This window comes from Paraburkholderia sp. ZP32-5, assembly GCF_021390495.1.
Lineage (GTDB): Bacteria > Pseudomonadota > Gammaproteobacteria > Burkholderiales > Burkholderiaceae > Paraburkholderia.
Genome location: NZ_JAJEJP010000001.1, coordinates 1392646 through 1418114 on the forward strand (window position 1 = coordinate 1392646; position 25469 = coordinate 1418114).

General features: G+C 61.5%; 25 protein-coding genes and 1 rRNA gene. 15 read left to right on the plus strand and 11 right to left on the minus strand.

What is annotated here, in order from left to right; all coding sequences use genetic code 11:
- The first annotated feature begins 13 nt into the window (after positions 1-13).
- From nuoN to L0U82_RS05980, 10 genes are all read left to right on the plus strand, one after another.
- Complete coding sequence (nuoN, locus tag L0U82_RS05935) at positions 14-1486, plus strand: NADH-quinone oxidoreductase subunit NuoN (RefSeq protein WP_233829132.1); 1473 nt, start codon at positions 14-16, stop codon at positions 1484-1486.
- The gene (locus tag L0U82_RS05940) at positions 1486-1782 is read left to right on the plus strand and encodes a DUF2818 family protein (protein WP_233829133.1); all 297 of its coding nucleotides are present in this window, start codon (positions 1486-1488) and stop codon (positions 1780-1782) included. Before nuoN ends, L0U82_RS05940 begins: the two co-directional genes overlap by 1 nt.
- Before the next feature lie 43 nt (positions 1783-1825).
- Entirely contained in the window at positions 1826-2416 is a 591-nt protein-coding gene (locus L0U82_RS05945) for an NUDIX domain-containing protein (protein ID WP_233829134.1), read from the plus strand.
- Positions 2417-2675: 259 nt separating this feature from the next.
- Complete coding sequence (locus tag L0U82_RS05950) at positions 2676-2921, plus strand: hypothetical protein (protein WP_233829135.1); 246 nt, start codon at positions 2676-2678, stop codon at positions 2919-2921.
- 76 nt (positions 2922-2997) lie between these two features.
- The gene (locus L0U82_RS05955) at positions 2998-3522 is read left to right on the plus strand and encodes a helix-turn-helix transcriptional regulator (protein ID WP_233829136.1); all 525 of its coding nucleotides are present in this window, start codon (positions 2998-3000) and stop codon (positions 3520-3522) included.
- Positions 3523-3778: 256 nt separating this feature from the next.
- The gene (locus L0U82_RS05960) at positions 3779-4204 is read left to right on the plus strand and encodes a DUF1178 family protein (protein WP_233829137.1); all 426 of its coding nucleotides are present in this window, start codon (positions 3779-3781) and stop codon (positions 4202-4204) included.
- A gap of 48 nt (positions 4205-4252) precedes the next feature.
- A complete protein-coding gene (locus L0U82_RS05965; protein WP_233829138.1) occupies positions 4253-5449 on the plus strand; it encodes an acyl-CoA dehydrogenase family protein in 1197 nt (398 codons plus the stop codon).
- A 10-nt stretch (positions 5450-5459) separates the two neighbouring features.
- Positions 5460-6587: an acyl-CoA dehydrogenase family protein gene (locus L0U82_RS05970; RefSeq protein WP_233829139.1), complete on the plus strand. Its 1128-nt coding sequence runs from the start codon at positions 5460-5462 to the stop codon at positions 6585-6587.
- A gap of 59 nt (positions 6588-6646) precedes the next feature.
- Positions 6647-7102, plus strand: coding sequence for a MaoC family dehydratase (locus L0U82_RS05975; protein ID WP_233829140.1), 456 nt, complete (start codon positions 6647-6649; stop codon positions 7100-7102).
- Positions 7102-7578, plus strand: coding sequence for a MaoC family dehydratase (locus L0U82_RS05980; RefSeq protein WP_233833153.1), 477 nt, complete (start codon positions 7102-7104; stop codon positions 7576-7578). Before L0U82_RS05975 ends, L0U82_RS05980 begins: the two co-directional genes overlap by 1 nt.
- Positions 7579-7672: 94 nt before the next feature.
- Here the strand turns inward: L0U82_RS05980 and L0U82_RS05985 are convergent, their stop codons facing one another.
- From L0U82_RS05985 to L0U82_RS06005, 5 genes are all read right to left on the minus strand, one after another.
- Positions 7673-8914, minus strand: a complete 1242-nt coding sequence (locus L0U82_RS05985; protein WP_233829141.1) for an acyl-CoA dehydrogenase family protein — start codon at positions 8912-8914, stop codon at positions 7673-7675.
- A 160-nt stretch (positions 8915-9074) separates the two neighbouring features.
- A complete protein-coding gene (locus L0U82_RS05990; RefSeq protein ID WP_233829142.1) occupies positions 9075-10181 on the minus strand; it encodes a phosphotransferase in 1107 nt (368 codons plus the stop codon).
- Positions 10182-10201: 20 nt separating this feature from the next.
- The gene (locus L0U82_RS05995; RefSeq protein WP_233829143.1) at positions 10202-10918 is read right to left on the minus strand and encodes a histidine phosphatase family protein; all 717 of its coding nucleotides are present in this window, start codon (positions 10916-10918) and stop codon (positions 10202-10204) included.
- A gap of 21 nt (positions 10919-10939) precedes the next feature.
- Complete coding sequence (locus L0U82_RS06000) at positions 10940-11728, minus strand: oxepin-CoA hydrolase, alternative type (protein ID WP_233829144.1); 789 nt, start codon at positions 11726-11728, stop codon at positions 10940-10942.
- On the minus strand, positions 11725-13281 hold the full coding sequence (locus L0U82_RS06005; protein ID WP_233829145.1) for a 3-hydroxyacyl-CoA dehydrogenase: 1557 nt from the start codon (positions 13279-13281) through the stop codon (positions 11725-11727). The genes L0U82_RS06000 and L0U82_RS06005 overlap by 4 nt, the downstream gene beginning before the upstream one ends.
- Before the next feature lie 127 nt (positions 13282-13408).
- Between L0U82_RS06005 and L0U82_RS06010 the strand changes: the two genes are divergently transcribed.
- Positions 13409-14059 carry a glutathione S-transferase family protein gene (locus L0U82_RS06010; RefSeq protein WP_233829146.1) on the plus strand — a complete coding sequence of 217 codons (651 nt, stop codon included), beginning with the start codon at positions 13409-13411 and terminating at the stop codon, positions 14057-14059.
- Positions 14060-14167: 108 nt separating this feature from the next.
- Here L0U82_RS06010 and L0U82_RS06015 read toward each other — a convergent pair whose 3' ends face one another.
- Together L0U82_RS06015 and L0U82_RS06020 are read right to left on the minus strand one after the other, a co-directional pair.
- Positions 14168-15340, minus strand: a complete 1173-nt coding sequence (locus L0U82_RS06015) for a pyridoxal phosphate-dependent aminotransferase (RefSeq protein WP_233829147.1) — start codon at positions 15338-15340, stop codon at positions 14168-14170.
- 179 nt (positions 15341-15519) lie between these two features.
- On the minus strand, positions 15520-16017 hold the full coding sequence (locus L0U82_RS06020; RefSeq protein WP_233829149.1) for a putative toxin-antitoxin system toxin component, PIN family: 498 nt from the start codon (positions 16015-16017) through the stop codon (positions 15520-15522).
- Between the two features lie 61 nt (positions 16018-16078).
- Between L0U82_RS06020 and yaaA the strand changes: the two genes are divergently transcribed.
- Complete coding sequence (yaaA, locus tag L0U82_RS06025) at positions 16079-16861, plus strand: peroxide stress protein YaaA (protein ID WP_233829150.1); 783 nt, start codon at positions 16079-16081, stop codon at positions 16859-16861.
- Between the two features lie 48 nt (positions 16862-16909).
- On the plus strand, positions 16910-18073 hold the full coding sequence (locus tag L0U82_RS06030) for a M14 family metallopeptidase (protein WP_233829151.1): 1164 nt from the start codon (positions 16910-16912) through the stop codon (positions 18071-18073).
- 118 nt (positions 18074-18191) lie between these two features.
- Here L0U82_RS06030 and L0U82_RS06035 read toward each other — a convergent pair whose 3' ends face one another.
- From L0U82_RS06035 to L0U82_RS06050, 4 genes are all read right to left on the minus strand, one after another.
- Positions 18192-18797 carry a BspC domain-containing protein gene (locus L0U82_RS06035; RefSeq protein WP_233829152.1) on the minus strand — a complete coding sequence of 202 codons (606 nt, stop codon included), beginning with the start codon at positions 18795-18797 and terminating at the stop codon, positions 18192-18194.
- Positions 18798-18969: 172 nt separating this feature from the next.
- The gene (locus L0U82_RS06040) at positions 18970-19644 is read right to left on the minus strand and encodes an energy-coupling factor ABC transporter permease (RefSeq protein ID WP_233829153.1); all 675 of its coding nucleotides are present in this window, start codon (positions 19642-19644) and stop codon (positions 18970-18972) included.
- A 128-nt stretch (positions 19645-19772) separates the two neighbouring features.
- Positions 19773-20639, minus strand: a complete 867-nt coding sequence (locus L0U82_RS06045; protein WP_233829154.1) for a response regulator transcription factor — start codon at positions 20637-20639, stop codon at positions 19773-19775.
- Between the two features lie 214 nt (positions 20640-20853).
- A complete protein-coding gene (locus tag L0U82_RS06050) occupies positions 20854-22068 on the minus strand; it encodes a DUF2863 family protein (RefSeq protein ID WP_233829156.1) in 1215 nt (404 codons plus the stop codon).
- Between the two features lie 260 nt (positions 22069-22328).
- On the opposite strand from L0U82_RS06050, the gene L0U82_RS06055 reads away from it, so the two are divergent.
- Positions 22329-23444, plus strand: a complete 1116-nt coding sequence (locus L0U82_RS06055) for an AI-2E family transporter (RefSeq protein WP_233829158.1) — start codon at positions 22329-22331, stop codon at positions 23442-23444.
- A gap of 459 nt (positions 23445-23903) precedes the next feature.
- Positions 23904-25434 (plus strand): 16S ribosomal RNA (locus L0U82_RS06060).
- Positions 25435-25469: the final 35 nt, after the last annotated feature.

Genomic DNA, 25469 nt, shown 5'->3' on the forward strand with positions numbered 1-25469 from the left:
AGGATAAAAAACCATGCAAAACGCCCCTATGACTGCTCTGTTGCCCGACGCACTGGTGATGCTCGCCGTTGTGATTGCGTGGCTCAACGACACGTTCGTCGGCCAGGCCGGTCGCCGTACCACGTACTTCATTGCGTTCTTCTCGACGCTCGTCGCCGGGATCTGGTTCGCGATGAATGCGTTCGACCCGCAGGTGCATTACTTCTTCGACCACATGTACGTGGTCGATCCGTTCGCCAACGTGATGAAGGCGGTCGTGTCGCTCGGCTACGCGGTGTCGATCGTGTATTCGCGTCGCTACCTCGAAGACCGCAGTCTGTTCCGCGGCGACTTCTTCCTGCTCGGCATGTTCTCGCTGCTCGGCCAGATCGTGATGATCTCGGGCAACAACTTCCTGACGCTGTACCTCGGTCTGGAACTGATGTCGCTGTCGCTGTACGCGGTGATCGCGCTGCGTCGCGAAGTGGCGTCGTCGAACGAAGCGGCGATGAAGTACTACGTGCTCGGCGCGCTGGCTTCCGGTTTCCTTCTGTACGGCATCTCGATGCTGTACGGCGCGACCGGCTCGCTCGACCTGAACGAAGTGTTCAAGGCGATCAGCACGAGCCACTACGATCCGACCGTGCTGCTGTTCGGCGTGATCTTCATCGTGGCCGGTGTGGCGTTCAAGATGGGTGCGGTGCCTTTCCATATGTGGGTGCCCGACGTGTACCAGGGCGCGCCGACGGCGATGACGCTCGCGGTTGGTGGCGGCCCGAAGGTGGCGGCCTTCGCGTGGGGCTTGCGCTTCCTCGTGATGGGGCTGCTGCCGCTCGCCGTCGAATGGCAACAGATGCTGGTGATCCTGGCGGCACTGTCGCTGATCGTCGGCAACATCACCGGTATCGTGCAACGCAACGTCAAGCGGATGCTCGCGTATTCGGCGATCTCGAATATGGGTTTCGTGCTGCTCGGGTTGCTTGCCGGCGTCGTCGATCAGAAGACCACGGGTGCCGCGAATGCGTACGGTTCGGCGATGTTCTACAGCATCGTCTACCTGATTACGACACTGGGTACCTTCGGCGTGATCATGCTGCTGGCGCGCCGCGATTTCGAAGCGGATACGCTCGAAGACTTCAAGGGCCTCAATCAGCGTAGCCCGGTGTTCGCGTTCGTGATGATGGTCATGATGTTCTCGCTCGCGGGCATTCCGCCGGCAGTCGGCTTCTACGCGAAGCTCGCTGTGCTGCAGGCGACGATGAACGCCGGTCTGGTCTGGCTCACCGTGCTTGCCGTGATCACCTCGCTGTTCGGCGCGTTCTATTACCTGCGTATCGTCAAGCTGATGTACTTCGACGAGCCGCAAGACAAGTCGCCGATCGTCGCTGATACGAGCACACGTGCGTTGCTCGCGCTCAACGGGGTGGCGGTGCTGGTGCTCGGTATCGTGCCGGATCCGCTGCTGCGTGCCTGTCTGCAGGCTATCCAGCACACGCTGCTGCTCTGATGTCCGCTGCGGGCTGGTTTATCGTGCTGTTGGCGCTGGTTGGCGCCAACCTGCCGTTCCTGAATCAACGCCTTTTCGCTGCCGTGCCGTTGAAGGCAGAGAAAAAGAGCGCCTGGCTCCGGATTGCCGAATTGATCGTGCTGTATTTCGTAGTCGGCGCGCTGGGCTTTCTGCTCGAAGCGCGCGCGGGAAATCGCTTCGAGCAGGGCTGGCAATTCTATGCGATCACGTTTGCGCTGTTTATCGTGTTCGCTTTCCCCGGCTTTACTTTCCAATATCTCGTCAAACGTCGCTGACGGCATCACGCCGTCGCGCACCAGGCTTTGCTGAGGTCCGCATATGGCTGAACTTCCCAACCACGACGCCGCGCTTACCGAGACCTGTGTGGACAGCAAGACTGTCCATCAGGGTCCGTTTCTGACGTTGAAATGCGATACCGTCCGTTTGCCGGACGGCAAGCACGCAACTCGCGAATACGTTCAGCATCCGGGCGCTGTGATGGTGATTCCGTTATTCGACGACGGCCGCGTGTTACTCGAAAGCCAGTATCGTTATCCGATGGGCAAGGTCATGGTCGAATATCCGGCCGGCAAGCTTGACCCGAACGAAGGCGCGTTGGCGTGCGCGGTGCGTGAATTGCGCGAGGAAACCGGCTATACCGCGCGTGAGTATGTGTACCTGACGCGCATTCATCCGATCATTTCGTATTCGACTGAATTCATCGATATCTATCTCGCGCGCGGTCTGACGGCGGGAGAGCGCAAACTCGACGAAGGCGAGTTCCTTGAGCTTTTCACGGCCACCGTAGAGGAAATGTCGGAGTGGGTGCGCACGGGTAAGGTCAGCGACGTGAAAACGATCATCGGTACGTTCTGGCTCGAGAAGGTACTGACAGGCGCATGGCCGACCGCCGTGCCGGAATCGGTATAAGGTTGCGCGAGCCGTGTAAGTAAGTCGAAGCACGACGTAAAAACCCCCTGCTGGTTAATGACCAGCAGGGGGTTTTGTCTTTTGGGGAGCAGTTTCGTGATGTGCGGGCGTACTACCTTCCTATGCCATTCGGCTGACTGTCGCGCGGGCAGCGGGTCGCTAGTATGAGCTTTCCGATTGCGATTGAGGATCGGGCTCAAAGTCCCCCTCTGGTTGTCAATTGACAACCAGAGGGGGACTGGCTACATTGGAGGTGTCGATGGTTCGAGGAAGGCATGCCAAGAAGGAAGTCGAGGCAGCGTTGGCCTATGCGGAGAAGCATGGTTGGCGTGTCCAGGATGGTGGCAAAGGGCACGCGTGGGGAAAGATCTATTGTCCCTACAAAGAGGCGGAATGCCGTTGCGGGGAGTTCTGTATCTCCAGTGTCTGGAGTACACCCAAAAACCCCGGCAATCACGCCAGGCACTTGCGGCGCATCGTCGACAACTGTACGGCTCGGCGGTAGCGGCGTTCGCACGGTGACGCAACGGAAGAGCAAAAGGAAGGGCGAAAACTCGTCCTATCGAAGTCAGGAGTAATGTATGGAATATGTGTTCACGTTGAAGTACCAACTTTCCGCGGAAGATTGCGATGCCGATGCAATCGTCGAGCGGCTGGGTGAAGCAGGGTGCGACGATGCGACAGTTGGCGTAGGGCAAACGGGCCGACTTGGTCTGCTTTTCTCGCGCGAAGGTGCCACCGCGCTCGAGGCTGTCGTCAGCGCACTCAAGGATGTCAAACAGGCAGTGCCGTCCGCGCGCCTTGTCGAAGCGGGTCCGGATTTCGTGGGGCTGACCGATGTGGCGGAAGTCGCTGGCGTGTCGCGGCAAAACATGCGCAAGTTGATGCTGAACTACGCCGCTGACTTCCCGCCGCCGGTTCACGAGGGCAGTGCGTCGGTGTGGCATCTGTCGGACGTGCTCGAATGGCTGACTGCGCGCGGTGGCTACGATATCAAGGCAGACGTAGTGGATGTTGCAAGACTGGCGAAGCAGATCAATCTTGCCAGGGAAGCGCGTCAGATCGAGCCGCGCGTTAGCCGTCAACTCGGAAACCTGATCGCGTAAGCGCACGACGGGAGCCTATAAGAGGACTGACGAAAGTAGTGAGTTCGATGCAATTGGTAAACCGGTTCGGCAAGCAAAATCCCTGCGGTCAATGCGCCGACCCAGCTTCGGCAACGCGTCGCACAAAGCGTTAAAATCGCCCACCGCGTCTGATTTCTCGCACATTCTGGCGCTGGCGCGTCGCCCCGTAAATTTTACGAACGACCGTTCACAAATTTTCATTTTGCGCTAAACTGGCACGCAAGCCCCGACTCCAATGAAGGTCCTCGATTTACAGTGTCCGCATGGCCATCGGTTCGAAGGCTGGTTCGCTTCGGCTGATGACTTCGAATCGCAGCAATCCCGCAAGCTTGTCGAATGTCCGATTTGCGGGGCGAAGGAAGTGAGCCGTTTGCCTTCGGCACCGCGCCTGAATCTGTCGGGTGCGGTCGGAACGAAAGCACCGGCGGGCGCGGAGGAGATGCAGGCGCATGTGATTCGCGCGCTGCGCGAGGTCCTGGAGAAGACCGAGAACGTGGGCGACCGCTTCGCTGAGGAAGCACGGCGCATTCACTATAACGAAGCGCCCGCGCGCAATATTCGCGGTGTCACGACACCGGAAGATGCGCGTGCCTTGGTCGAGGAAGGCATCGAGGTGATGCCGCTGCCGGTCCCGGCTGCTCTCAAGGAACCGCTGCAATAGCGTGGTGAGTTCCTGGCGCCGGATGGTGGCGGCCAGGAGACACTACGTATGAATCTGGACTATTCCCCCGCCGAAGAGGCATTCCGCGCCGACATCCGCGTCTGGCTCGAAGCAAATCTACCTCGCGAGCTGAGCGACAAAGTACTCGATCACAAACGTCTTTCCCGCGAAGATTTCGCGAGCTGGCACCGGCTGCTCGGTACGCGCGGTTGGTCGGCGGTTGCGTGGCCGCGCGAATACGGCGGTCCAGGCTGGGATGCGACGCAGCGTCATATCTGGGAAGAGGAGTGCGCGCGTATCGGCGCGCCGTCCGTGCTGCCTTTCGGTGTGTCGATGGTCGCGCCTGTGTTGATGAAGTACGGCAACGAGGCGCAGAAGCGTCACTATTTACCGCGCATTCTCGATGGCACAGACTGGTGGTGCCAAGGCTATTCGGAGCCGGGCTCGGGCTCCGATCTCGCATCGCTGCGCACTCGCGCCGAACGTGTCGGCGACCATTACGTGGTCAATGGCCAGAAGACCTGGACCACGCTCGGCCAGCATGCAGACATGATGTTCTGCCTCGTGCGCACCGACAGCGACGCCAAGAAACAGCAAGGCATCTCCTTCCTGCTGATCGACATGAAAACGCCGGGCATTACCGTGCGGCCCATCATCACGCTTGACGAAGATCACGAAGTCAACGAAGTGTTTTTCGAGGACGTGAAAGTGCCGCTCGAGAATTTGGTCGGCGAAGAAAATCGCGGCTGGACATACGCGAAGTATCTGCTCGGACACGAGCGCACCGGTATTGCGAGAGTCGGCGCGTCGAAGCGCGAACTCGTATTCCTCAAGCGTCTGGCGCTGAATCAGAAAAAGAACGGCAAGCCGTTACTGCAGGATCCGGTGTTTGCCGCGAAGGTCGCGAATCTCGAGATCGAGCTAATGGCGCTCGAAGTCACCGTGCAGCGCGTCGTCGCTAACGAGGCGGGCGGACGCGGGCCGGGGCCGGAAGCCTCGATGCTGAAAATCAAGGGCACCGAAGTGCAGCAGGGGTTGACCGAGCTGATGTTCGAAGCGATCGGACCGCTTGCCGCGCCCTTCGACGTGCCGTTCCTCGAAGGAGAGCGGGCGCATAGCCTCGGCGGTGACGACGATGCCGCGCCGCTTGCCGCGTACTACTTCAACTTCCGCAAGACATCGATCTACGGCGGCTCGAACGAAATTCAAAAGAACATCATCGCGCAGATGATTCTCGGACTTTGAGGAGCGGCGCATGGATTTCATTTTCAACGAAGAGCAACAGCAATTAGTCGACGCGTTGCGTCGCTATCTCGACAAGACCTATGGCTTCGAGGCGCGCCAGCAGATCGTGCGCTCGGAAGCGGGTGTATCGGATGCGCATTGGGCCGCGTTTGCCGAGTTGGGTTTGACTGCGTTGCCGGTGCCCGAAGCACAAGGTGGTTTCAACGGCGGCCCGATCGACATGCTGGTGGTCATGCAGGAACTCGGCCGCGCGCTGGTCGTCGAGCCGTATTGGGCGACCGCGGTCGGCGTCGAGGCGCTGCGTGTTGCCGGCACCGGTGACGGCGATGATGCCGCGCTGCTCGAACGAACTGCGCAAGGCGAGTGCAAACTGGCCATGGCCTTTCATGAGCCGCATGCACGTTACGACCTGTTCGATATCGCGACGACCGCGAGCGGGCAGGGCGGCCAACACACGCTAAGCGGCACGAAGTCGGTCGTGCAACACGGCGCGCAGGCGGATCACTGGATCGTGCCGGCCCGTCTGAATGGCGAGATCGCGCTCTTCGTCGTCGCGCGCGGCGCGGCTGGCGTCGAGCTGACCGAATACCGCACGATCGACGGTCAGCGCGCCGCGACGCTCGAATTCAGCGGTACGCCCGCGCGCCGGCTTGGCGGCAAACATGCGGGTGCCGCGGCGCTCGAGCAGATCGCCGACTACGGCACGCTGTTGCTGTGCGCGGAGGCGATCGGTGCGCTCGATGCGCTGAACCTCGCCACCGTTGACTACACGAAAACGCGTGAGCAGTTCGGTCAGCCGATCGCCCGCTTCCAGGCGCTGCAGCATCGGATGGTCGACATGCTGATCCACACCGAACAGGCTCGCTCCATCACCTATCTGGCCGCGATGCGCTACCCGAACGAAAACGTCGACGAGCGCCGCCGTGCGATCTCCGCGGCAAAGGTGCGCGTTGGTCAGGCCGCGCGCTTCGTCGGTCAGCAGGCGGTGCAACTGCATGGCGGCATGGGCGTCACGAACGAGGTGGCGGCCGCGCATCTGTTCAAGCGCCTGGCCATCATCGAGACCACGCTGGGCGATGTCGATCATCATCTCGCGCGTTTTGCCGCGCTGCCGGGCTTTGCGCTCGCCGAAGCCTGATCGGAGCGTTGCATCGGGCCGTTGCATCACGCCGTTGAACCAGACCAGGGAGGTGGACGATGGGAATCAGTTTCGAGGACATGGAAGTCGGCTCGAGCCAGCAAGTCGGCAAGCACACGTTCACGCGCGAGGAGATCGTGGAGTTCGCGCAGAAGTTCGATCCGCAGCTGTTTCACCTTGATGAAGCCGCTGCGGCCGAATCGCCGTTCCGCGGGCTGGTGGCGAGCGGCTGGCACACCTGCTCGGTGATGATGGGCATGCTCGTGCGCAACCTGCTGGCGGATTCGACATCGATGGGCTCGCCCGGTATCGACGAGATCCGCTGGCTGAAGCCGGTGCGCGTCGGCGACACGATCACGATGATGAACATCATCGTCGACAAGCGCGTGTCGGAGAGCAAGCCTGATCGCGGCATCGTGTCGACCCGCTGGGAAGGCATCAATCAACACGGCGAAACGGTAATCACAGTGAGCTCGAAGGGCATCTTCGGTTTGCGCAATCCGAGGGCTTCGTGATGACGGCGATCTCGGCGCAGGTGGCGAGTTTTGGTGATGCGACGGCATTGCGGACGTTGATCGGTGCGGAGGCACTCGTCAGCGAGTGGCTCACGGTCGATCAGGAGAAGGTCAACCGCTTTGCCGAGGCAACGGACGATCATCAATGGATTCATGTCGACCCGGAGCGGGCCCGTCGCGAATCGCCGTTCGGTGGGGCGATTGCGCATGGCTTTCTGACGTTGTCACTGATTCCGGGTTTGCTCGCCAGGACAATCGCGTTCAAGCAGCGCATGGGCGTCAACTATGGTTTGAATCGTGTGCGTTTCATGTCGCCGGTGCTGGTGGGTTCGTCGCTGCGCGCGAAATTCGCGGTGGAATCCGTGACCGACGTGGATAGCGGCGGCGTGCAGGTCGTGTGGAATGTGACCGTCGAGCGGCAGGGCAGCGAGCGGCCGGTGTGTGTCGCGGAGTTCATCACGCGGCATTACTTTTAGCGTTTGCCGCGCATTCGAAAAGGCGGCGCCGAAAACCAGGCGCCGCCATTGTCGAAAATCAGAGCCTAGGTCACGCGATACTGCTAGCGACGCTTCAGGCAGCACTGCTCGCCGGGACCGCATCCATGTGACGCGCAAGTTCGAGCTTGGCGATCGCATTGCGATGCACTTCGTCGGGGCCGTCGGCGAAACGCAGCGTACGCGCGGACGCGTACGCATACGCGAGCGGAAAGTCGTCGCTGACGCCGCCACCGCCGTGCGCCTGAATCGCCCAGTCGATCACCTGACACGCCATGTTCGGCGCAACCACCTTGATCATCGCGATCTCGCCGCGCGCGCCCTTGTTGCCGACGGTGTCCATCATGTACGCGGTCTTCAGCGTGAGCAGGCGCGCCTGCTCGATCATGCAGCGTGCCTCGGCGAGGCGTTCCTGCGTGACGCCTTGCGCGGCGACCGGCTTGCCGAATGCGACGCGTTGCAGTGAGCGCTTCGCCATCAGTTCGAGCGCGCGTTCCGCGAGACCGATAAGTCGCATGCAGTGATGGATGCGGCCCGGTCCGAGACGGCCTTGCGCGATCTCGAAGCCACGGCCTTCGCCGAGCAGCATATTGGTGGCGGGTACGCGCACGTTGTTCAGCGTGATTTCCATATGGCCGTGCGGCGCGTCGTCGTAACCGAACACGGTGAGCGGGCGGTGCACGGTGATGCCGGTCGCGTCGGCGGGAACCAGAATCATCGACTGCTGCTGATGGCGCGGCGCTTCGGGATCGGTCTTGCCCATCACGATATAGATCTTGCAGCGCGGATCGCCGGCACCCGAGGACCACCATTTGTGGCCGTTGATCACGTAGTGGTCGCCATCGCGCACGATACTGGTCTGGATATTGGTCGCGTCCGATGATGCCACTTCCGGCTCCGTCATCAGGAACGCCGAACGGATCTGCCCCTGCAGCAACGGTTCGAGCCATGCGCGTTTGTTCTCTTCGCTGCCGTAACGCTCGATCGTTTCCATGTTGCCGGTGTCGGGCGCGTTGCAGTTGAACACTTCCGGCGCCCAAGGCACGCGGCCCATGATTTCGCACAGCGGCGCGTATTCGAGATTCGTCAGCCCGGCGCCGCGCTCCGATTGCGGCAGGAACAGATTCCACAGACCAGCCTCGCGCGCTTTCTGTTTCAGTTGCTCGATCAGCTCAGTCGGTAGCCACGCATTACAGTTCTGCCGGTTGCGCGCAATTTCCGCATAGAACGTCTGCTCGTTCGGATAAATGTGCTCGTCGAAGAAGGCGAGCAGTTTCTCGCGCAATGCCTGGACCTTCGGGGTGTAATCGAAATTCATCTGGGACCTCGCGGATAACGGACTGCGGATGATGTTGGTGCGGATTAGGTTGGGCCGGGCGCGCAAGCACACGTATGAATGCGCGCCCAGGCGGGTAACGGAGCGACTGGCATCGATCGCGGCGCATTGCCGGCGCGCGCGACCGCGGCACACGTTGCGTCTAGCGGACCTTTTGCGCGTAGCGCCACGCGAGTTCGGCCATCGGTTTTGCGCGGCGGCCGGCATCGAGTGCCTGCGCGCTCGACGCAGTGCCATCGACGACGCGTTTCATGATCCCTTGCAGGATCGCGGCGATGCGGAACATGTTGTACGCCAGATAGAAATTCCAGTCGCCACGAATCTCGAAGCCGGTGCGCTTGCAATAGCGTTCGACGTACTGCGCTTCATCGGGGATGCCGAGCGCGGCCCAGTCGAGCCCCGCGATACCGCGGAACTGCGCTGGATCGACATGCCATGCCATGCAGTGATACGCGAAGTCGGCAAGCGGATCGCCGAGCGTGGACAGTTCCCAGTCGAGCACCGCGAGCACGCGCGGTTCGTCGCGCACGAAGATCAGATTGTCGAGACGGTAGTCGCCATGCACGACCGACACGCGCTCGCTCGTGTCGGCCGGCATATGCTGTGGCAGCCAGTCGATCAACCGGTGCATCGCGTCGATCGGTTCGGTTTCGGACGCAACATACTGTTTGCTCCAGCGGCCGATCTGGCGCGCGAAATAATTGCCCGGCTTGCCGTAGTCGGCGAGACCGATCGCTTGCACATCGACGCTGTGCAAGGCCGCGATCACGCGGTTCATTTCATCGTAGATTGCCGCGCGTTCGGTGGGCGTCATGCCGGGCAGCGACTGGTCCCACAGCACCCGGCCCTCGACGAACTCCATCACGTAGAACGCACGGCCGATCACGCTCTCGTCTTCGCACAGCGCGAGCATTTGCGCGACCGGCACGGCGGTGCCGGCGAGCCCGCGCATCACGCGATATTCGCGTTCGATCGCATGCGCGGATGGCAACAACTTCGCGGCGGGTCCGGGTTTCGCGCGCATCACGTACGAACGCGATGGCGTGATCAGTTTGAAGGTCGGATTGGACTGGCCGCCCGCGAATTGCTCAAGCGTGAGCGGCCCCGCGAATCCGTCGACGTGCCCGGTCAGCCACGCGGCGAGCGCGTCGGTGTCGAAGCGATGCCGGTCGGTGACCGGGCGCGTGCCTTCGAAGGCCGAGTAGTCCTGTTTGCGTACCGGGTCGCCGGTCTGCGTGGCCTGCGTCATGTGTCTCCTCCGGTTCGGTGTTAGCTACGCTGGTATTGAATGAATTGTGCGTAGAGCATTTCCATCGTGGTGTTGCGCACGTCGCGATGCAGCGGCGACGGTGGTGAATAGTTGATCATCCGCAACACCCAGTCGCGCGGCGCGGCGCCGACGTCGAGCGCGTTGATGCAGCCGGTTGCCTGCGCCAGATGGCCGAAGAACGTGCGGCCGCCGGCAGTCAGCGCGTGCGACAGAATCGCGCGATTCACGCCGCCGTGCAGCACCAGAAGCGCGGTGTCCCATGACGTGTCTTCGCGCAACGCCGCGATGGCCGGTAGCACACGATCGAACAGTTGGCCGATTGTTTCGCCGTCGAGAAAGCGCGTGGCTTCCGGCACGATGCCGTCGAACACGCCGAGGAACGCCGCCTCGATATCGGTCGCCGGAATACTGCCGAGCTTGCCGCCGCGAATTTCCTGCCATGCAGGCTCGATTTCCGGTTCAATCTGCTGGCCCGTTTCGGCGAGCACGCGCCGCGCGGTTTCGACGGTGCGTGGCAAGCCGCTGACGATCACGCGATCGAAGCGCACCTGCTGCTGGGCGAACACGCGGCCGGCGGCGCTCGCCTGCTCGCGGCCATTTGCATTCAGCGGGACGGTCTCGGGATCGATCGCGCGGCCGGAGTCGTCGAAGTAGGTGACATCGCCATGGCGCATCAGAAAGATGCGGCGACGTTTCGGCAGTTGGTAGGCAGGCATGTCGGGCAATTTGCGATTCGCTTATTTGTAGATCGGCGCGCGCTTTTCGAGGAACGCGGTAATGCCTTCGAGTCCGTCGCGGTGATGCAGCGACGCGACGAAGTTGTCGCGCTCCGCGATCAGGTGGTCCGCGAGCGGCTGCGTACCGGCCGCGGCGATCAGCCCCTTGATGCGCGCGACCGAATTGGGCGAAATCGCGCCAAGCTCGTCGGCCCACGCGAGCGCACCGTCGAGTGCGATGCCGGGTTTGGCGAGCCGGTTCACGACGCCAAGCTCATGCAGACGCGTTGCGCCGATCGGCTTGCCCTCGATCAACACTTCGGTCGTCAGCTGGCGCGGCAGCACCTGCGCGAGGAACCACGAGCCGCCGCCGTCGGGCGTCAGACCGACGCGCGCATACGACATCGCGAATTTGGCGTTGTCCGCGGCGACGATCAGATCGCAGGCGAGCGCAAGCGAAAAGCCCGCGCCGGCCGCCGCGCCTTCAACGGCCGCGATCACCGGCTTCGACGACAGCCGCAATGCCGAAATCCATTGACCGAGCAAGTCAATGCTTTCGGCCTGCACGGACGGATCTTTCGCGCGGTTCTCGAGCAGCCGGTTCAGATTGCCGCCCGCGCAGAAGAAGTTGTCCGCGCCGGTGATCACGACCGCGCGGATCGACGGATCGCGCTCGACGGTGTCGAAGGCCTCGATGCCGGCTGCGTACATGTCCGGGTGCAGCGCATTGCGAGCGCCGGGATTCGACAACGTGAGGACTAGCGTGGATTCGCCGCTGGCGGGGCGCGAGGCGAGCAGTTGCGCGCTCATGGTTGGGTCTCCGATTGAACATCGATTGCATCGCGCTGGGTCAGCGAAAGGCCGAGTTGCGCACGCCGCGCGAGCCATGGCGATGGACGGTAGCGCGGATCGCCGAGCACGCTGAACATATTGCGCAGGATCGTCAGAATCGTGCCGGCACCGAGCGCATCGCCGAGTGCGAGCGGCCCACGCGGATAGCCGAGGCCAAGCGTGACGGCAAGGTCGATATCGTCCGGCGTCGCGATTTGCTTTTGCGCGATGTCGCAGCCGATGTTGACGATCGTCGCGACCACGCGTTGCGCGACGAAGCCGGTCGAATCGCGAATCACGGTGACGGGCACGCCATCGGCGGCAAACAGCGCATGCGCGCTATCGCGTGCGTCACGGGTCGTGGCCGGCGTGGTCATCAGCGTGCGGCGTTGCGCGCCGACGAGAGGGAACAGCGCATCGACGGCAACGACGCGGCTCGCGTCGAGCGCTTCGTCGACCGCGGCCGTGGTTGCGTCATGACCAAACGGCGTGACGACGAGCAATGAATTCGCGGCGGGCGTCGCGCCGTCGTCGAGCTTCACACCCGCTTTGCTCACGAGTTGCACGACGGCTTCGTAGGCCTGCGGATAGCGTTTGCTGACCCACACGCTCGGCGGCAACGCGCTCGGCACAGGCGCCTCGGCGGGAACCTGCTGCTTGCCATCGACGTAGCGATAAAAGCCTTCGCCGGCTTTACGGCCGAGCAGACCGCCTTGCAGCCGCGTGCCGGTGATCGGCGACGGCGTGTAACGCGGTTCTTCATAGAACTGGTGATAGATCGACTCCATCACCGGATGCGACACGTCGAGCGCGGTCAGATCCAGCAGTTCGAACGGGCCGAGCCGAAAACCGGCTTGTTCGCGCATGATCCGATCGATATCGGCAAAGCTCGCCACGCCTTCGCCTGCCACGCGCAACCCCTCGGTATTCATGCCGCGGCCCGCGTGATTGACGATGAAGCCGGGCATGTCCTTCGCGCGCACCGGCGTGTGGCCCATGCGGCGCGCGAGAGCCATCAGTGCGTCACCGGCCGCGGGGTCGCTGCGCAGTCCGTCGATCACTTCGACGACCTTCATCAACGGCACCGGATTGAAAAAGTGATAGCCGACCACGCGCGTTGGATCGGTGCAGCCCGCGGCAATCGCGGTGATCGACAGGGAAGAGGTATTGGAAGCGAGAATGCAGCGGCCGCTCACGATCGTTTCGAGTTCGCGAAAGAGCGCCTGCTTCGCGTCGAGCTTTTCGACGATCGCTTCGACAACCAGGTCGCAGCCGACCAGCTCGCTGATGTTCTGCGCACTGCTGACATTCGCCAACGCGGCAAGCGAGCGCGACTGTTCGAGCTTGCCTTTGGCCGTCAATTTAGCGAAAGTCTCCGCGAGATAGTCGCGCGCGGCGCTGACGGCGGCCGCATTGGTGTCGTACAGACGCACCTTCAGTCCCGCAAGCGCGGCGATCTGCGCGATGCCGCGGCCCATTGCGCCGGTGCCGACAATGCCGATGGTCTCGATGCTGAAATTGCGAGAGTTCATTGTGATGCTCGACTCCATGGTTTTTTTAGAATAGCACGATCGTGCAATTTACTGGATCATTTGCTCGAAAGCCGCTGCTTCGACTTGAACGCACGGTCTGACACAACGTGAAAACAGGAGACACCCGATGATCAAGCTGTGCGGTTTTGCGCTGTCGAACTACTACAACAAGGTGAAATTCGTGCTGCTCGAATACGGTATCGCGTTCGAGGAGGTGGTCGTGAAGCCGAGCCAGGACGAGGCGGTGCTCGAACATTCGCCGCTTGGCAAAGTACCTTATCTGCAGACCGAGCATGGCGATCTGTGCGAATCGCAGTGCATCGTCGAATATCTCGCCGCGCGCTTTCCCGAGCAACGGATTTTCTCCGCCGATCCGTGGCAGGCAGCCAAGGAGCGCGAGATGATCTTTTTCGTCGACGTGCATCTCGAACTGACCGTGCGCAATCTGTACAAGGAAGCGTTTTTTGGCGGCACGATCACCGACGCGACGAAGGGGCGCGTCGAAAAACTGCTGACGCATCACATCGCCGGCTTCAAACGGATCGCGAAGTTTTCTCCGTATCTGTGCGGCGAGCAATTCAGTGTCGCGGACGCTGCCGGCTATGTGAGCCTGCCGCTCGTCGGCATGGCGACGCAAGCCATTTACGGCCGCGATTTTCTGCTTGATGCGGGGATCGACTGGAAGAGCTACCTGAAGACGGTCGGCGCGCGGCCGGCCGCGCAGCGCGTGACCGAGGATCGCAAGGCGTATGTCGCGGCGTCGGCGCGTCCGTCCTGACGCAGTGACGCGCGTTCGATCAGGCAGGCATGGGTGGGCGGCGCGCACCCATGCTGCAGTGTGCGATGACAGGGAACGTGGATTCGTTCGTGACATCGCGCGGACATCCTAGAGCCGCGCGAGCCGCGTGAGCGCGGTGGCAAGCGTGCTTTCCTGCTTCGCGAAGCAGAAGCGCACCACGCCTGATTCGTGCGGCTCGTGATAGAACGCGGAGACCGGAATGGCCGCGACGCCGATCTCTCCGGTCAGCCACTGTGCGAATTCGGCTTCGGGCAGATCGCTGATCGCCGAGTAGTCGACGCATTGAAAATACGTGCCCGTGCATGGCAACAGTCTGAAGCGCGAATTCGCGAGCCCGTCACGGAAAAAGTCGCGCTTCTTCTGATAGAACGCCGGCAGGTCCAGATAGGGCGCCGGGTCCAGCATGTATTGCGCGAGGCCGATCTGCATCGGCGTATTCACGGTAAACACGTTGAACTGATGCACCTTGCGGAACTCGGCGGTGAGCGCGGCCGGCGCGGCGACGTAGCCGACTTTCCAGCCCGTCACGTGATAGGTCTTGCCAAAGCTCGACACCACGAAGCTGCGCTGCGCGAGTTCCGGATAACGCGCGACGCTTTCATGCGGCGCGCCGTCGTAGACCATGTGCTCGTAGACCTCGTCGGACAGGATCAGCACGTTGGTGCCGCGCACGATCTCCTCGAGCTTGCGCATGTCCTGTTCGCGCCAGACCGTGCCGGTCGGATTGTGCGGCGTGTTGATCATGATGAGCCGCGTCTTCGGCGTGATCGCGGCGGCCAGCCGGTCGAACGGGATCGCATAGTCAGGCGCTTCGAGCGTGACGAACACCGGCTTGCCGCCCGCCAGTTCGATCGACGGCAGGTAGCTGTCGTAGGTCGGCTCGACCACGATCACTTCGTCGCCCGGATGTACCGTGCAGAGAATCGCGGTCAGCAGCGCCTGCGTGGCGCCTGCGGTTACGGTGATTTCGTTCGTCGCGTCGTAGCGGCGGCCATACAGGTTGGCGATCTTGTCCGAGATCGCCTGACGCAGCGGCATCACGCCGGCCATCGGCGGGTATTGGTTGTGGCCGTCGCGCATCGCGTTCGCGACCGCGTCGACGATGCGTGGATCGCAGGCGAAGTCGGGAAAGCCCTGGCCCAGGTTCACGGCGCCTTTTTCCGCGGCGAGCGCGCTCATCACGGTGAAAATCGTCGTGCCGACATTCGGCAGGCGGGACGGAAACGTGGGGCTCGTGGGCGTGTCGTGCGGTGCATTCATGGCGTCGAATTTGGCGATGGGTGGCTAGGTTCTCGGAAATCGTTGCGAAGGGCGAAGCCTGATTGTAGGGAATCGCGCCGCTGTGTGCGCGCCGCGGGTGTCACGTTAGCCGTTCGGCCAGGGCTGCATGAGCCGTGTGCGGCCTGCCGGCATGCGGAGCGAAACGCTGGTCGCCGCAGTCACGTGATGACGGACTCGCTGCCGGCGTTCAATGCAATGCCCGCAGCCATGACGAACGGCGCGGGCTGCGCGATCTGGAACCCGAAATCGCGCGCGATACGTTTGGCAAGCTTCAGCACAGCGCGATCTTTCGACACGAGCCAGTCGGCCTGCGCCGCATGGGCCAGTTCGAGAAACTTCTGGTCGTCGCGATCCTTGCATTTGGGCAGGGGCCGCGCATCCTCGACGGGTTCGTCCGGCTCGACCCTTTGCGCGAGCCGCGCGACGACCGCGAGCGCGGCAGCCTTGTCGACCTGCCGATGCGCGAATTGCGGATAGTCGAGCACGTAGGTGAGTTCAGCGAGGCAGCGCGCGTCGATCAACGCGGTGATGGCGCCACTTTCGAGCGCGGCGGCGATCGGCCGCGTGTGCGGATCGTCGAATACGAGAATGTCGATCCACACATTGGAATCGAGCACGACGCGCAGCGCGTCGCTTGAGGCGTGGGAACCGGGCATTCGTTACAATCGGGCTTTCGTCTTTGACCGCCAGGCACGGCGTGCCTGCATGCAAGCCTCTATGATAATCGTTCTGTCGCCGGCGAAATCGCTCGACTACGACACCCCGCCACACGTCAAAAAGCACACGATCCCCGATTTCGTCGATGACGCCGCCGAGCTGATCGGCGGCCTGCGCAGTTTGTCGCCGCAACAGATTGCGTCGTTGATGGGCATTTCGGATCAGCTCGCGCACCTCAATTTTCAGCGTTACGCGGACTGGTCGCCGCAATTCGGTACGCACAACGCCAAGCAGGCGGTGCTCGCGTTCAATGGCGACGTGTACGAAGGTTTCGATGCGAAGACGCTGTCGTCGGCCGATCTCGACTATGCGCAGAATCATGTGCGCGTGTTGTCGGGCCTCTACGGACTGCTGCGGCCACTTGATCTGTTGCAGCCATACCGGCTCGAAATGGGTACGCGCTTTGCCAATCCGCGCGGCAAGGATCTCTACGCGTTCTGGGGCGAGCGGATCACGCAGGCGTTGAACGCGCAGTTGAAGAAAAATGCCGCGGGTTCGCGCGTGCTCGTGAATTGCGCGTCGGGCGAGTACTTCAAGTCGGTCAAGCCGAAGCTGCTCGACGCACCCGTCGTCACACCGGTGTTCGAGGACTGGAAGGGCGGCCGCTACAAGATCATCAGCTTTCATGCGAAACGCGCGCGCGGCCTGATGGCGCGCTTCGCGGTGGAAAACCGGCTCGATCGCCCTGAACAGTTGCGGAACTTCGACTCCGAAGGCTATGTGTTCAGTGCCGAAGCGTCGAACGATTCCACATACGTATTTCGTCGCCGCATCGCCGAATGAACGTACCGCCGCGCTCGAGCGGCGGTGAACCGTGCAGGGAAGAATCTCATGACGTTATCGATTACCAGCAATTTCGACGCCGGCGCGATTGACGTGCTGTCCTGCGAGGACGCCGGCAACATCCGCCTGCGCGTGCGGCCCGACAGCCACGCCGAGTTCGCGCAGTGGTTCTACTTCCGGCTGTCCGGCGCGGCCGGCGAGCGCTGCGTGATGACTTTCGAAAACGCCGCCGCGTGTGCCTTCGCCGAGGGCTGGCGCGATTATCGCGCGGTCGCGAGCTACGACCGCGTGAACTGGTTTCGCGTGCCGAGTTCGTACGACGGCAATGTGCTGACGATCGATCACACGCCGGATTTCGACAGCATCTACTACGCGTATTTCGAGCCGTATAGCGAAGAACGTCATTCTGAGTTTCTGGGCGCCGTGCAGCAGATGCCGCATGCGTCGTTGACCGAACTGGGCAAAACGGTCGAAGGACGGCCAGTCTCCCTGCTTACGCTCGCTACTCCGCTTGCCGACGATGCCGCAAACGCCGCGCCGAAAAAGAAGATCTGGCTGATCGCGCGCCAGCATCCGGGCGAGACGATGGCCGAATGGTTTACCGAAGGGCTCGTGAAACGCCTCGTGGGCTGGGGCGATTGGGCCGGCGATCCCGTTGCGCGCAAGCTTTACGATCACGCGGTGTTCTACATCGTGCCGAACATGAACCCGGACGGTAGCGTGCACGGCAATCTGCGTACTAACGCGGCCGGCGCGAACCTGAATCGCGAATGGATGGAGCCGGACGCCGCGCGCAGTCCGGAGGTGCTGGTGGTGCGCGATGCGATTCACGCCACGGGCTGCGACCTGTTTTTCGACATTCACGGCGACGAGGCGCTGCCGTACGTATTCGTCGCGGGTTCCGAAATGTTGCCGGGTTTCACCGAGCAGCAGGGGCGTGAGCAGAAGGCTTTCGTCGAAGCGTTCAAGCAGGCGAGTCCGGATTTTCAGGACAAGTATGGCTACGCCGCGAGCAAGTATCGCGAGGATGCGCTGAAGCTCGCGTCGAAGTACGTTGGCAACGAATTCGGCTGTCTGTCGTTGACGCTGGAAATGCCGTTCAAGGACAACGCGAATCTGCCCGACGAACGGGTGGGCTGGAACGGCGAGCGCAGCGCATCGCTAGGAGCGGCGATGCTGCAGGCGATCCTGCATCACGTGGAAACGTTCTAACGAAAGCGGCGCGGTACACATAGAAAAAGAGGCACGCACATTGTTTTGTGCGTGCCTCTTTTTTATTGGGACGACGGGTTGGCCAGCCGCGCGAATCAGAACAGATTGCGCTTGAACGTTAGCGGGCCTTTTTCTTCGTTGCCGATTTGCTCGATGTCGCGCGCGACGATTTACCCGAGCTTCCCTTCGACGACTTTTTCGTCGTCTTGCCGCCCGTCGCGTGCTTGCCCTTGCCTTTGTGCTTGCCTGACGACCCGCTGTGCGCCCGGTTCGGCGGTACGGGATCGTTCCAGCTGAACGCGAGCATCTGCGGGCCGACGTAGCCGCAGCGGAATTTCAGATCGGCCGGGTCGTCCGAGCCGTTCTGACGTACGCCGATGCCTTCGACAGTGACGATGCTGTCCACCTTGACGCGCTGCTTGCCTTCGTCGAACGAATCGTTCCAGGGTGTGACAGACGAATGGGCGCTATCGAACGAGCTGGGAGGGAATTCGACGTGGTCGAACGCGGTCGACGTGCTTGCGACAAAGTTGCCGTGTGCAGCACAGTCCGCGACGAGCGGGTCCGCGTGCATTTCGGTAATGAATTTGTTGACGAGGTCGTTGTGCTGCTCGAGCTGATCGGCGAATGCGGGAGCCGCGCAGATAAGCGAGAGACTCGCCACGCAGGCTGCCAACCGGCCGACTACCCGCAGCAATCGACGCGGTACGTTGGTGCGATCCATCTAGTTCTTCAGACGCTAAGGGGATATGAGGCAAATAAGATGCCTCGCGAATGGGTTGAGTTCAATCTTGCTGCAAATATTCTGCCTTGTCCTGATCCGCACGCGGGTGAGCTTCGGCGACTTGCCAGCGATTATTGCCGACACGCGTGGCATGACGTCAAAGCACGAACTCTCAGGTGCGCGGGCCGCCCAGACGATAGCGTCGCACATCGTATGTGGTGACCCAAGCGGGACGGTACACCGCGATCAGCGCCGTTGCCATGCCAGTGAACCATGCCTCGCCGGTGGCGAGCAGCAGCACGCTGAACGCGTAGCCGGCCGGCACGACGGTTGGTGAACCGCCTGCGAGCGCGACATGAATGCCGAGCGCCGCGGCGGCTGTCAGCGATACCGCAATGGCCGGCGAAACAAAGCCCTGGCCGAAGATGAACATGAAGAGATTGCGCGGTAGCCACGCCGTGCAGATGCGCTGAACCAGCGTGGAGATGCAAACGGGCAGAGCGCCGTACACGAGGAACGTAACCGCAATGCCTTGCCATGGAGCGTCGAAGATGACGGCGGCGAGGCCAGTAACCACCGCCATCGCGATAAGCGCGAGTCCCCAGTCGAATAGCGTGACCACGAGCGTTGCGCCCAGCAGATGCATGACGGTGCCGTCGTCGAGCCATGCGTTGCTCGCCCACAGCACCGACAGCGCGACGATAATCGCGAGCCAGACGTGCTGGAGCGTGCCGTCCTGAAGTCTTTTGAAAGGATTCTTCCACAGCGCGAGCGCGACCACTATCGCGGTGGCGATCCAGCCACCGACAGCGACCCAGAACGGAAGCGGTGTATAGAGGAAACCCATGTGTTCATATTACTCGTTGGACGACAAAAGGTGTGAGCGGATTCCATGCCAGCCGGCGCCAACGCTGCGTGGACGCGCACTTGGGGATGCCCGCACGCAGCGTGCGTCGCGTCACGCCGAGCCGGATCTTACTGGTTTTTGCACGGGTCCTGGGGCGGGGTGTCACCGTAGGAAGTAGCGGGTTCCGCGGCCATCGGCAGTGCGGCGCTTGTGTCGCTGGCAGGCAACGGATATTCGAAATGAATGCGCTTCCGGTGCCGCAGCCCAATCGTGCTCGTTCGCTTCACTGACACCGTCCGCGGCGCATTCTCGCCGTTGTTGTGCAGGACCTGCAGTTGATTCATCAGCCAGCCGTTATAGAGCGCGACCGCGGCGGCGCGGTTGGGCGCGCCCAACTGCTGGAATATGCTGGTCAGATGGATCTTGACCGTGCCTTCGCTAATGCCGAGCGTGCGCGCGATCATCTTGTTGGTGCTGCCCATATGAACGCAGCGCATGATTTCCTGCTGGCGTGGCGACAATCCTCCGCTCGAAAGTCTGTTGCGGCGTGGCGGCGGGCTTTTTTCGTCGAATGGGCGGATCGTGGTGTCCGCGGGCAACGGCGGGTCGAGCGGCAGTGCGCCAGGCGGCACATAGTGGCCGCCGAGCAGCACCATTTCGAAGGCGCGCACGATCAGGCATGGATCGGTGTCGCGCGGCACGACGCCGAGCACGCCTTCATCCATCAGCGCGCGCACGAGCGCGGGCGGAGTTCCGTCGGTGAGTACGGCGATGCGCAGGTCGGGGTAGTAGCTGAGCAGATGGCGGGCATCCGTTACGGACATCCAGTCCTGCCAGTCGATCACGACGAGATCCGGCAGGTAACGCCTGAATGGACGTTCGAGCTGGCGCCAGTCCTGCGCTTCGGTGAAGCGCGCCAACCGGTCGATTTGCCGCAATAAGGCCTTGAGTCCGTCACGTCGTTCCGCGTTTGAATTGAGAATCGAGAAGCGCATGCATGTCTCCAGATGGATCGAGCGAAATAGCGCGACGCACCTGTGTGCCCTAGCAACTGACTCAAGTCACGGCGATGCGTCACCGTGCCTATGATGACAAATTCCTTTCGTTTTGACGGCTGGCCAAAAGGCGTAGGAAGAGCGTCGAGGCAAACAAAAAGCCCCGCGCAAGGCGGGGCTTTTTTCGATGGCAGGTCGACGTTCGCGTCGTTGCTCAATGAAAATGTGGCTGTGCTGGCTCTGCATCTTCGGGCATTTCTGCATGGACGATTTCGCCGAGCGGATCTGCGTACAACGGAACGCCGCAGTCGTCGCAGTATTCCGGCTCGAAACGGCCCGCATGGCGCCGTACATCGGTGATCCCGGTCTCCTTGAGCAGCGCGACGATTTCCTCGAGCGGGTCGTCGGAACCAGCGATTTCCTGCGGCTCTTCATCGATGCCCGGCTCGCCATTTTCACGGCCGTAGAGGGGCCATACGACACCGTAAATCACGTCGTTGCTGCCGCGGCGCGTGAAGCCGACGCGGTACTCGTCGATGCGTCTTTCGCCGAAGCCTGCGACCACCGCGCGGAGGTCCTGCGGCGCAGCACCAATTGTGTCAAATAGATAACGAACGGCGGTGCGCACGGTGTGAGGACGCACACTTTCGTCGGCATCGCGGCATGCCGAGTAGTACGCGTCTGGTAGCAGGCACTCGAATTCGCAGCCGGGCAGCACAACCGACAGATTGGCGCCGCCCTGCGTGGCCCATTGCTCGAGACACTGGCCGCGCTCGATGCGGCAGCCGTGCTCTTCCTCCTGCCAGCGGAAGGTCGCCTCGCCCACGGGCGCCGCGACCACGGCCAGCAGAAAGCGCGGATCGGCCAGAATCGGCGAGGTTTCCGGCAGCTCGCCGAAATTGAGCTTCGCGTTGCCGCCGCCCATCGCCGCCTGTGCGAGTTGCTGGGCAATGCGCCACGTCTCGACGTGATGGCGCGGCAGCTGGTCGATGCTGTACATGAACGGGGCCATCGCGACGCGCGTGTTCGCTGCGAGCACGTGCGCCTGGAGGTGCGCGCGCAGCGCATCGGCCGCGTCGGTCTTGAGCGGACCGGAGGGGATCACGTAACGGGTCCAGGCGAGCACGGGCGCGGCGATCAGTAGCGCTTCGTAAGACACGCCTTCGTGCTCGATGATGAACGACTCGCTATGAGTCTCCGCCATGTCGGCAAGCGCGCCATAGGCGTCCGGATGGTTTTGCTGCAGATGATCGAGCGCGGCGTCCAACGTGGTCTGGTTGGCGTTGCGCACGATTTTGGCCAGCAGCGCGTCGAGTTTCGCTTCCCAGAAGCGATCTTCAGTGCGGCTGCCCGACGCGAAAAGCGCGAGCGAGAGACCGACGAGTTTGTCGGCGTCGGGAGGGAGTCGTTTGGCGATTCGCGAGCGCATAAATCCGAAAAATTGGGGGCACGGAACCTTATATTCTAGTCTTTTCCGGGCCGCTATACGGGTTGGTCGGCATTGCTGGGTTGAGCAGGGCTCCGCTCATCCCAAAAAACGGGCTGTTGCGCGAGCAGTCATGCGCGGCCCACGGATGATATAAGACACCCCCGGCCGCTCGACTCGCTTCTATACTGACGGCGTTCAGCGGGAGCCTGACAGGCGTATGTCAATGGATTGCCGTGGTCTGGCGCAATAGGAGATTCATCGTGAAATCGGACCAACTGATTGAACGTCTTGCCGCTGTATTCGCGCTGATTGTCCTCGTGGGCGGTTCGTTGCTGGTGCTCGCGCCTTTTACGACCGCGCTGCTGTGGGGCGCCATTCTCAGTTACAGCTCGTGGGGGCTCTATCGGCGGCTGACCGATGCGATGGGCGGTCGGCGCAAGTTGGCTGCGACGCTGATCGTGGTTCTCATTCTGCTCGTCGTGCTCGGGCCATTCGTCTATGCGGGTTTTGCTTTTGGCGCGCATGTCCATGACATCGTGGCAGTGGTGCAGAGGCTATTCGAATCCGGGTTGCCCGATCTTCCGGGGTGGGTGGGGCGAATCCCGCTGGTCGGTTCGAGCATCGAGGCGTTTTGGGAGCGTGTGACCAGCGGCAATTCGGAATTGATCGCGCAACTGCACACGTTCGCGGCGCCCGCCGGCAAGTGGATACTGGCAGCGGCGATTGCGGTGACTCACGGGCTGGGACTGCTGGCGCTGAGTATCGTGCTCGCGTTCTTTTTTTATACGGGCGGTGAGGGGGCTGCTGCCTGGTTGAATGCGGGTATGCGGCGTGTTGCGGGTGAGCGTGCCGATTATCTGCTGGCACTGGCGGGCAGCACGATCAAGGGCGTGGTCTATGGGATTCTCGGCACGGCGCTTGTGCAGGGGGTTCTGGCGGGTTTCGGCTATTGGATTGCGAGCGTGCCGGCGCCAGCGCTGCTTGGGCTCGCGACATTTTTTCTATCGGTGGTGCCGGGCGGCCCAGTCATCGTATGGTTGCCAGCGGCGATCTGGCTGTATCAGGGCGGCGCGACGGGCTGGGCAATATTTCTGGTCATTTGGGGCGTGCTGGTCGTCGGTATGGCTGACAACGTCATCAAGCCGATTCTGATTGGAAAAAATAGCGATATGCCGTTAATCCTGGTGATGTTGGGTATTCTCGGCGGTGCGTTGGCTTTTGGCTTTCTGGGTGTATTCATAGGGCCGACTTTGTTGGCGGTTGCTTATACGGTGCTGCATGACTGGGCGATCGGTGCGCCGGCCGCGCATGCTCTGACGTCCGAAGCTGGAACCCCGGTCGTCGACAAGCCGGGTCGCATAGAGAAGGCACCTTGATGAAAACCTAGGGATTTCACTTGCAAGCCCTGGCCGTGGCGGCTAGAATTCCGCTCTTTCGTGCGCCGGATGCCGGGGCACGGAGAAGCGGGAGAGCCTTTGATGGCAAGGGCTTCAGCGGGGTGAACAGGTTGGGTGAGTAATAAAAACCTGTTGACGATCCTGTGAAAGTTCTCCATAATCTCGCTTCTCTGCTGCAGACGCAGCGACGTGAAACGAAGCGGTGCCGGTGGTTGCGGTGCTGTGATTCACGAACGATCTTTAAAAACTAACAGCCGATAAGTGTGGGCGCTTGATGCGGAATGCGCAGCCGGTTCTTCGGAGCCGGCGATGGCAAAAGTATCAGAAGCCTCACACAGTAATTGAAGGAAGGTTTGCCTGTTGAAAGACAGGCTGATCATCGTCAGTACGTTGAGTGAGCGACCGGTTTCTAACGAAACCGAAAACAGTAACAGGTTTGAACTGAAGAGTTTGATCCTGGCTCAGATTGAACGCTGGCGGCATGCCTTACACATGCAAGTCGGACGGCAGCACGGGAGCAATCCTGGTGGCGAGTGGCGAACGGGTGAGTAATACATCGGAACGTGTCCTGGAGTGGGGGATAGCCCGGCGAAAGCCGGATTAATACCGCATACGCTCTGTGGAGGAAAGCGGGGGATCTTCGGACCTCGCGCTCAAGGGGCGGCCGATGGCAGATTAGGTAGTTGGTGGGGTAAAGGCCTACCAAGCCGACGATCTGTAGCTGGTCTGAGAGGACGACCAGCCACACTGGGACTGAGACACGGCCCAGACTCCTACGGGAGGCAGCAGTGGGGAATTTTGGACAATGGGGGCAACCCTGATCCAGCAATGCCGCGTGTGTGAAGAAGGCCTTCGGGTTGTAAAGCACTTTTGTCCGGAAAGAAAACTTCGGGGTTAATACCTCTGGAGGATGACGGTACCGGAAGAATAAGCACCGGCTAACTACGTGCCAGCAGCCGCGGTAATACGTAGGGTGCGAGCGTTAATCGGAATTACTGGGCGTAAAGCGTGCGCAGGCGGTTCGTTAAGACAGATGTGAAATCCCCGGGCTTAACCTGGGAACTGCATTTGTGACTGGCGGGCTTGAGTATGGCAGAGGGGGGTAGAATTCCACGTGTAGCAGTGAAATGCGTAGAGATGTGGAGGAATACCGATGGCGAAGGCAGCCCCCTGGGCCAATACTGACGCTCATGCACGAAAGCGTGGGGAGCAAACAGGATTAGATACCCTGGTAGTCCACGCCCTAAACGATGTCAACTGGTTGTCGGGCCTTCATTGGCTTGGTAACGTAGCTAACGCGTGAAGTTGACCGCCTGGGGAGTACGGTCGCAAGATTAAAACTCAAAGGAATTGACGGGGACCCGCACAAGCGGTGGATGATGTGGATTAATTCGATGCAACGCGAAAAACCTTACCTACCCTTGACATGTACGGAAGTCCGCTGAGAGGTGGATGTGCCCGAAAGGGAGCCGTAACACAGGTGCTGCATGGCTGTCGTCAGCTCGTGTCGTGAGATGTTGGGTTAAGTCCCGCAACGAGCGCAACCCTTGTCCCTAGTTGCTACGCAAGAGCACTCCAGGGAGACTGCCGGTGACAAACCGGAGGAAGGTGGGGATGACGTCAAGTCCTCATGGCCCTTATGGGTAGGGCTTCACACGTCATACAATGGTCGGAACAGAGGGTTGCCAAGCCGCGAGGTGGAGCCAATCCCAGAAAACCGATCGTAGTCCGGATCGCACTCTGCAACTCGAGTGCGTGAAGCTGGAATCGCTAGTAATCGCGGATCAGCATGCCGCGGTGAATACGTTCCCGGGTCTTGTACACACCGCCCGTCACACCATGGGAGTGGGTTTTACCAGAAGTGGCTAGTCTAACCGCAAGGAGGACGGTCACCACGGTAGGATTCATGACTGGGGTGAAGTCGTAACAAGGTAGCCGTATCGGAAGGTGCGGCTGGATCACCTCCTTTCCAGAGCCCGCGTGTTCTGACATCGAAGCGCTCAC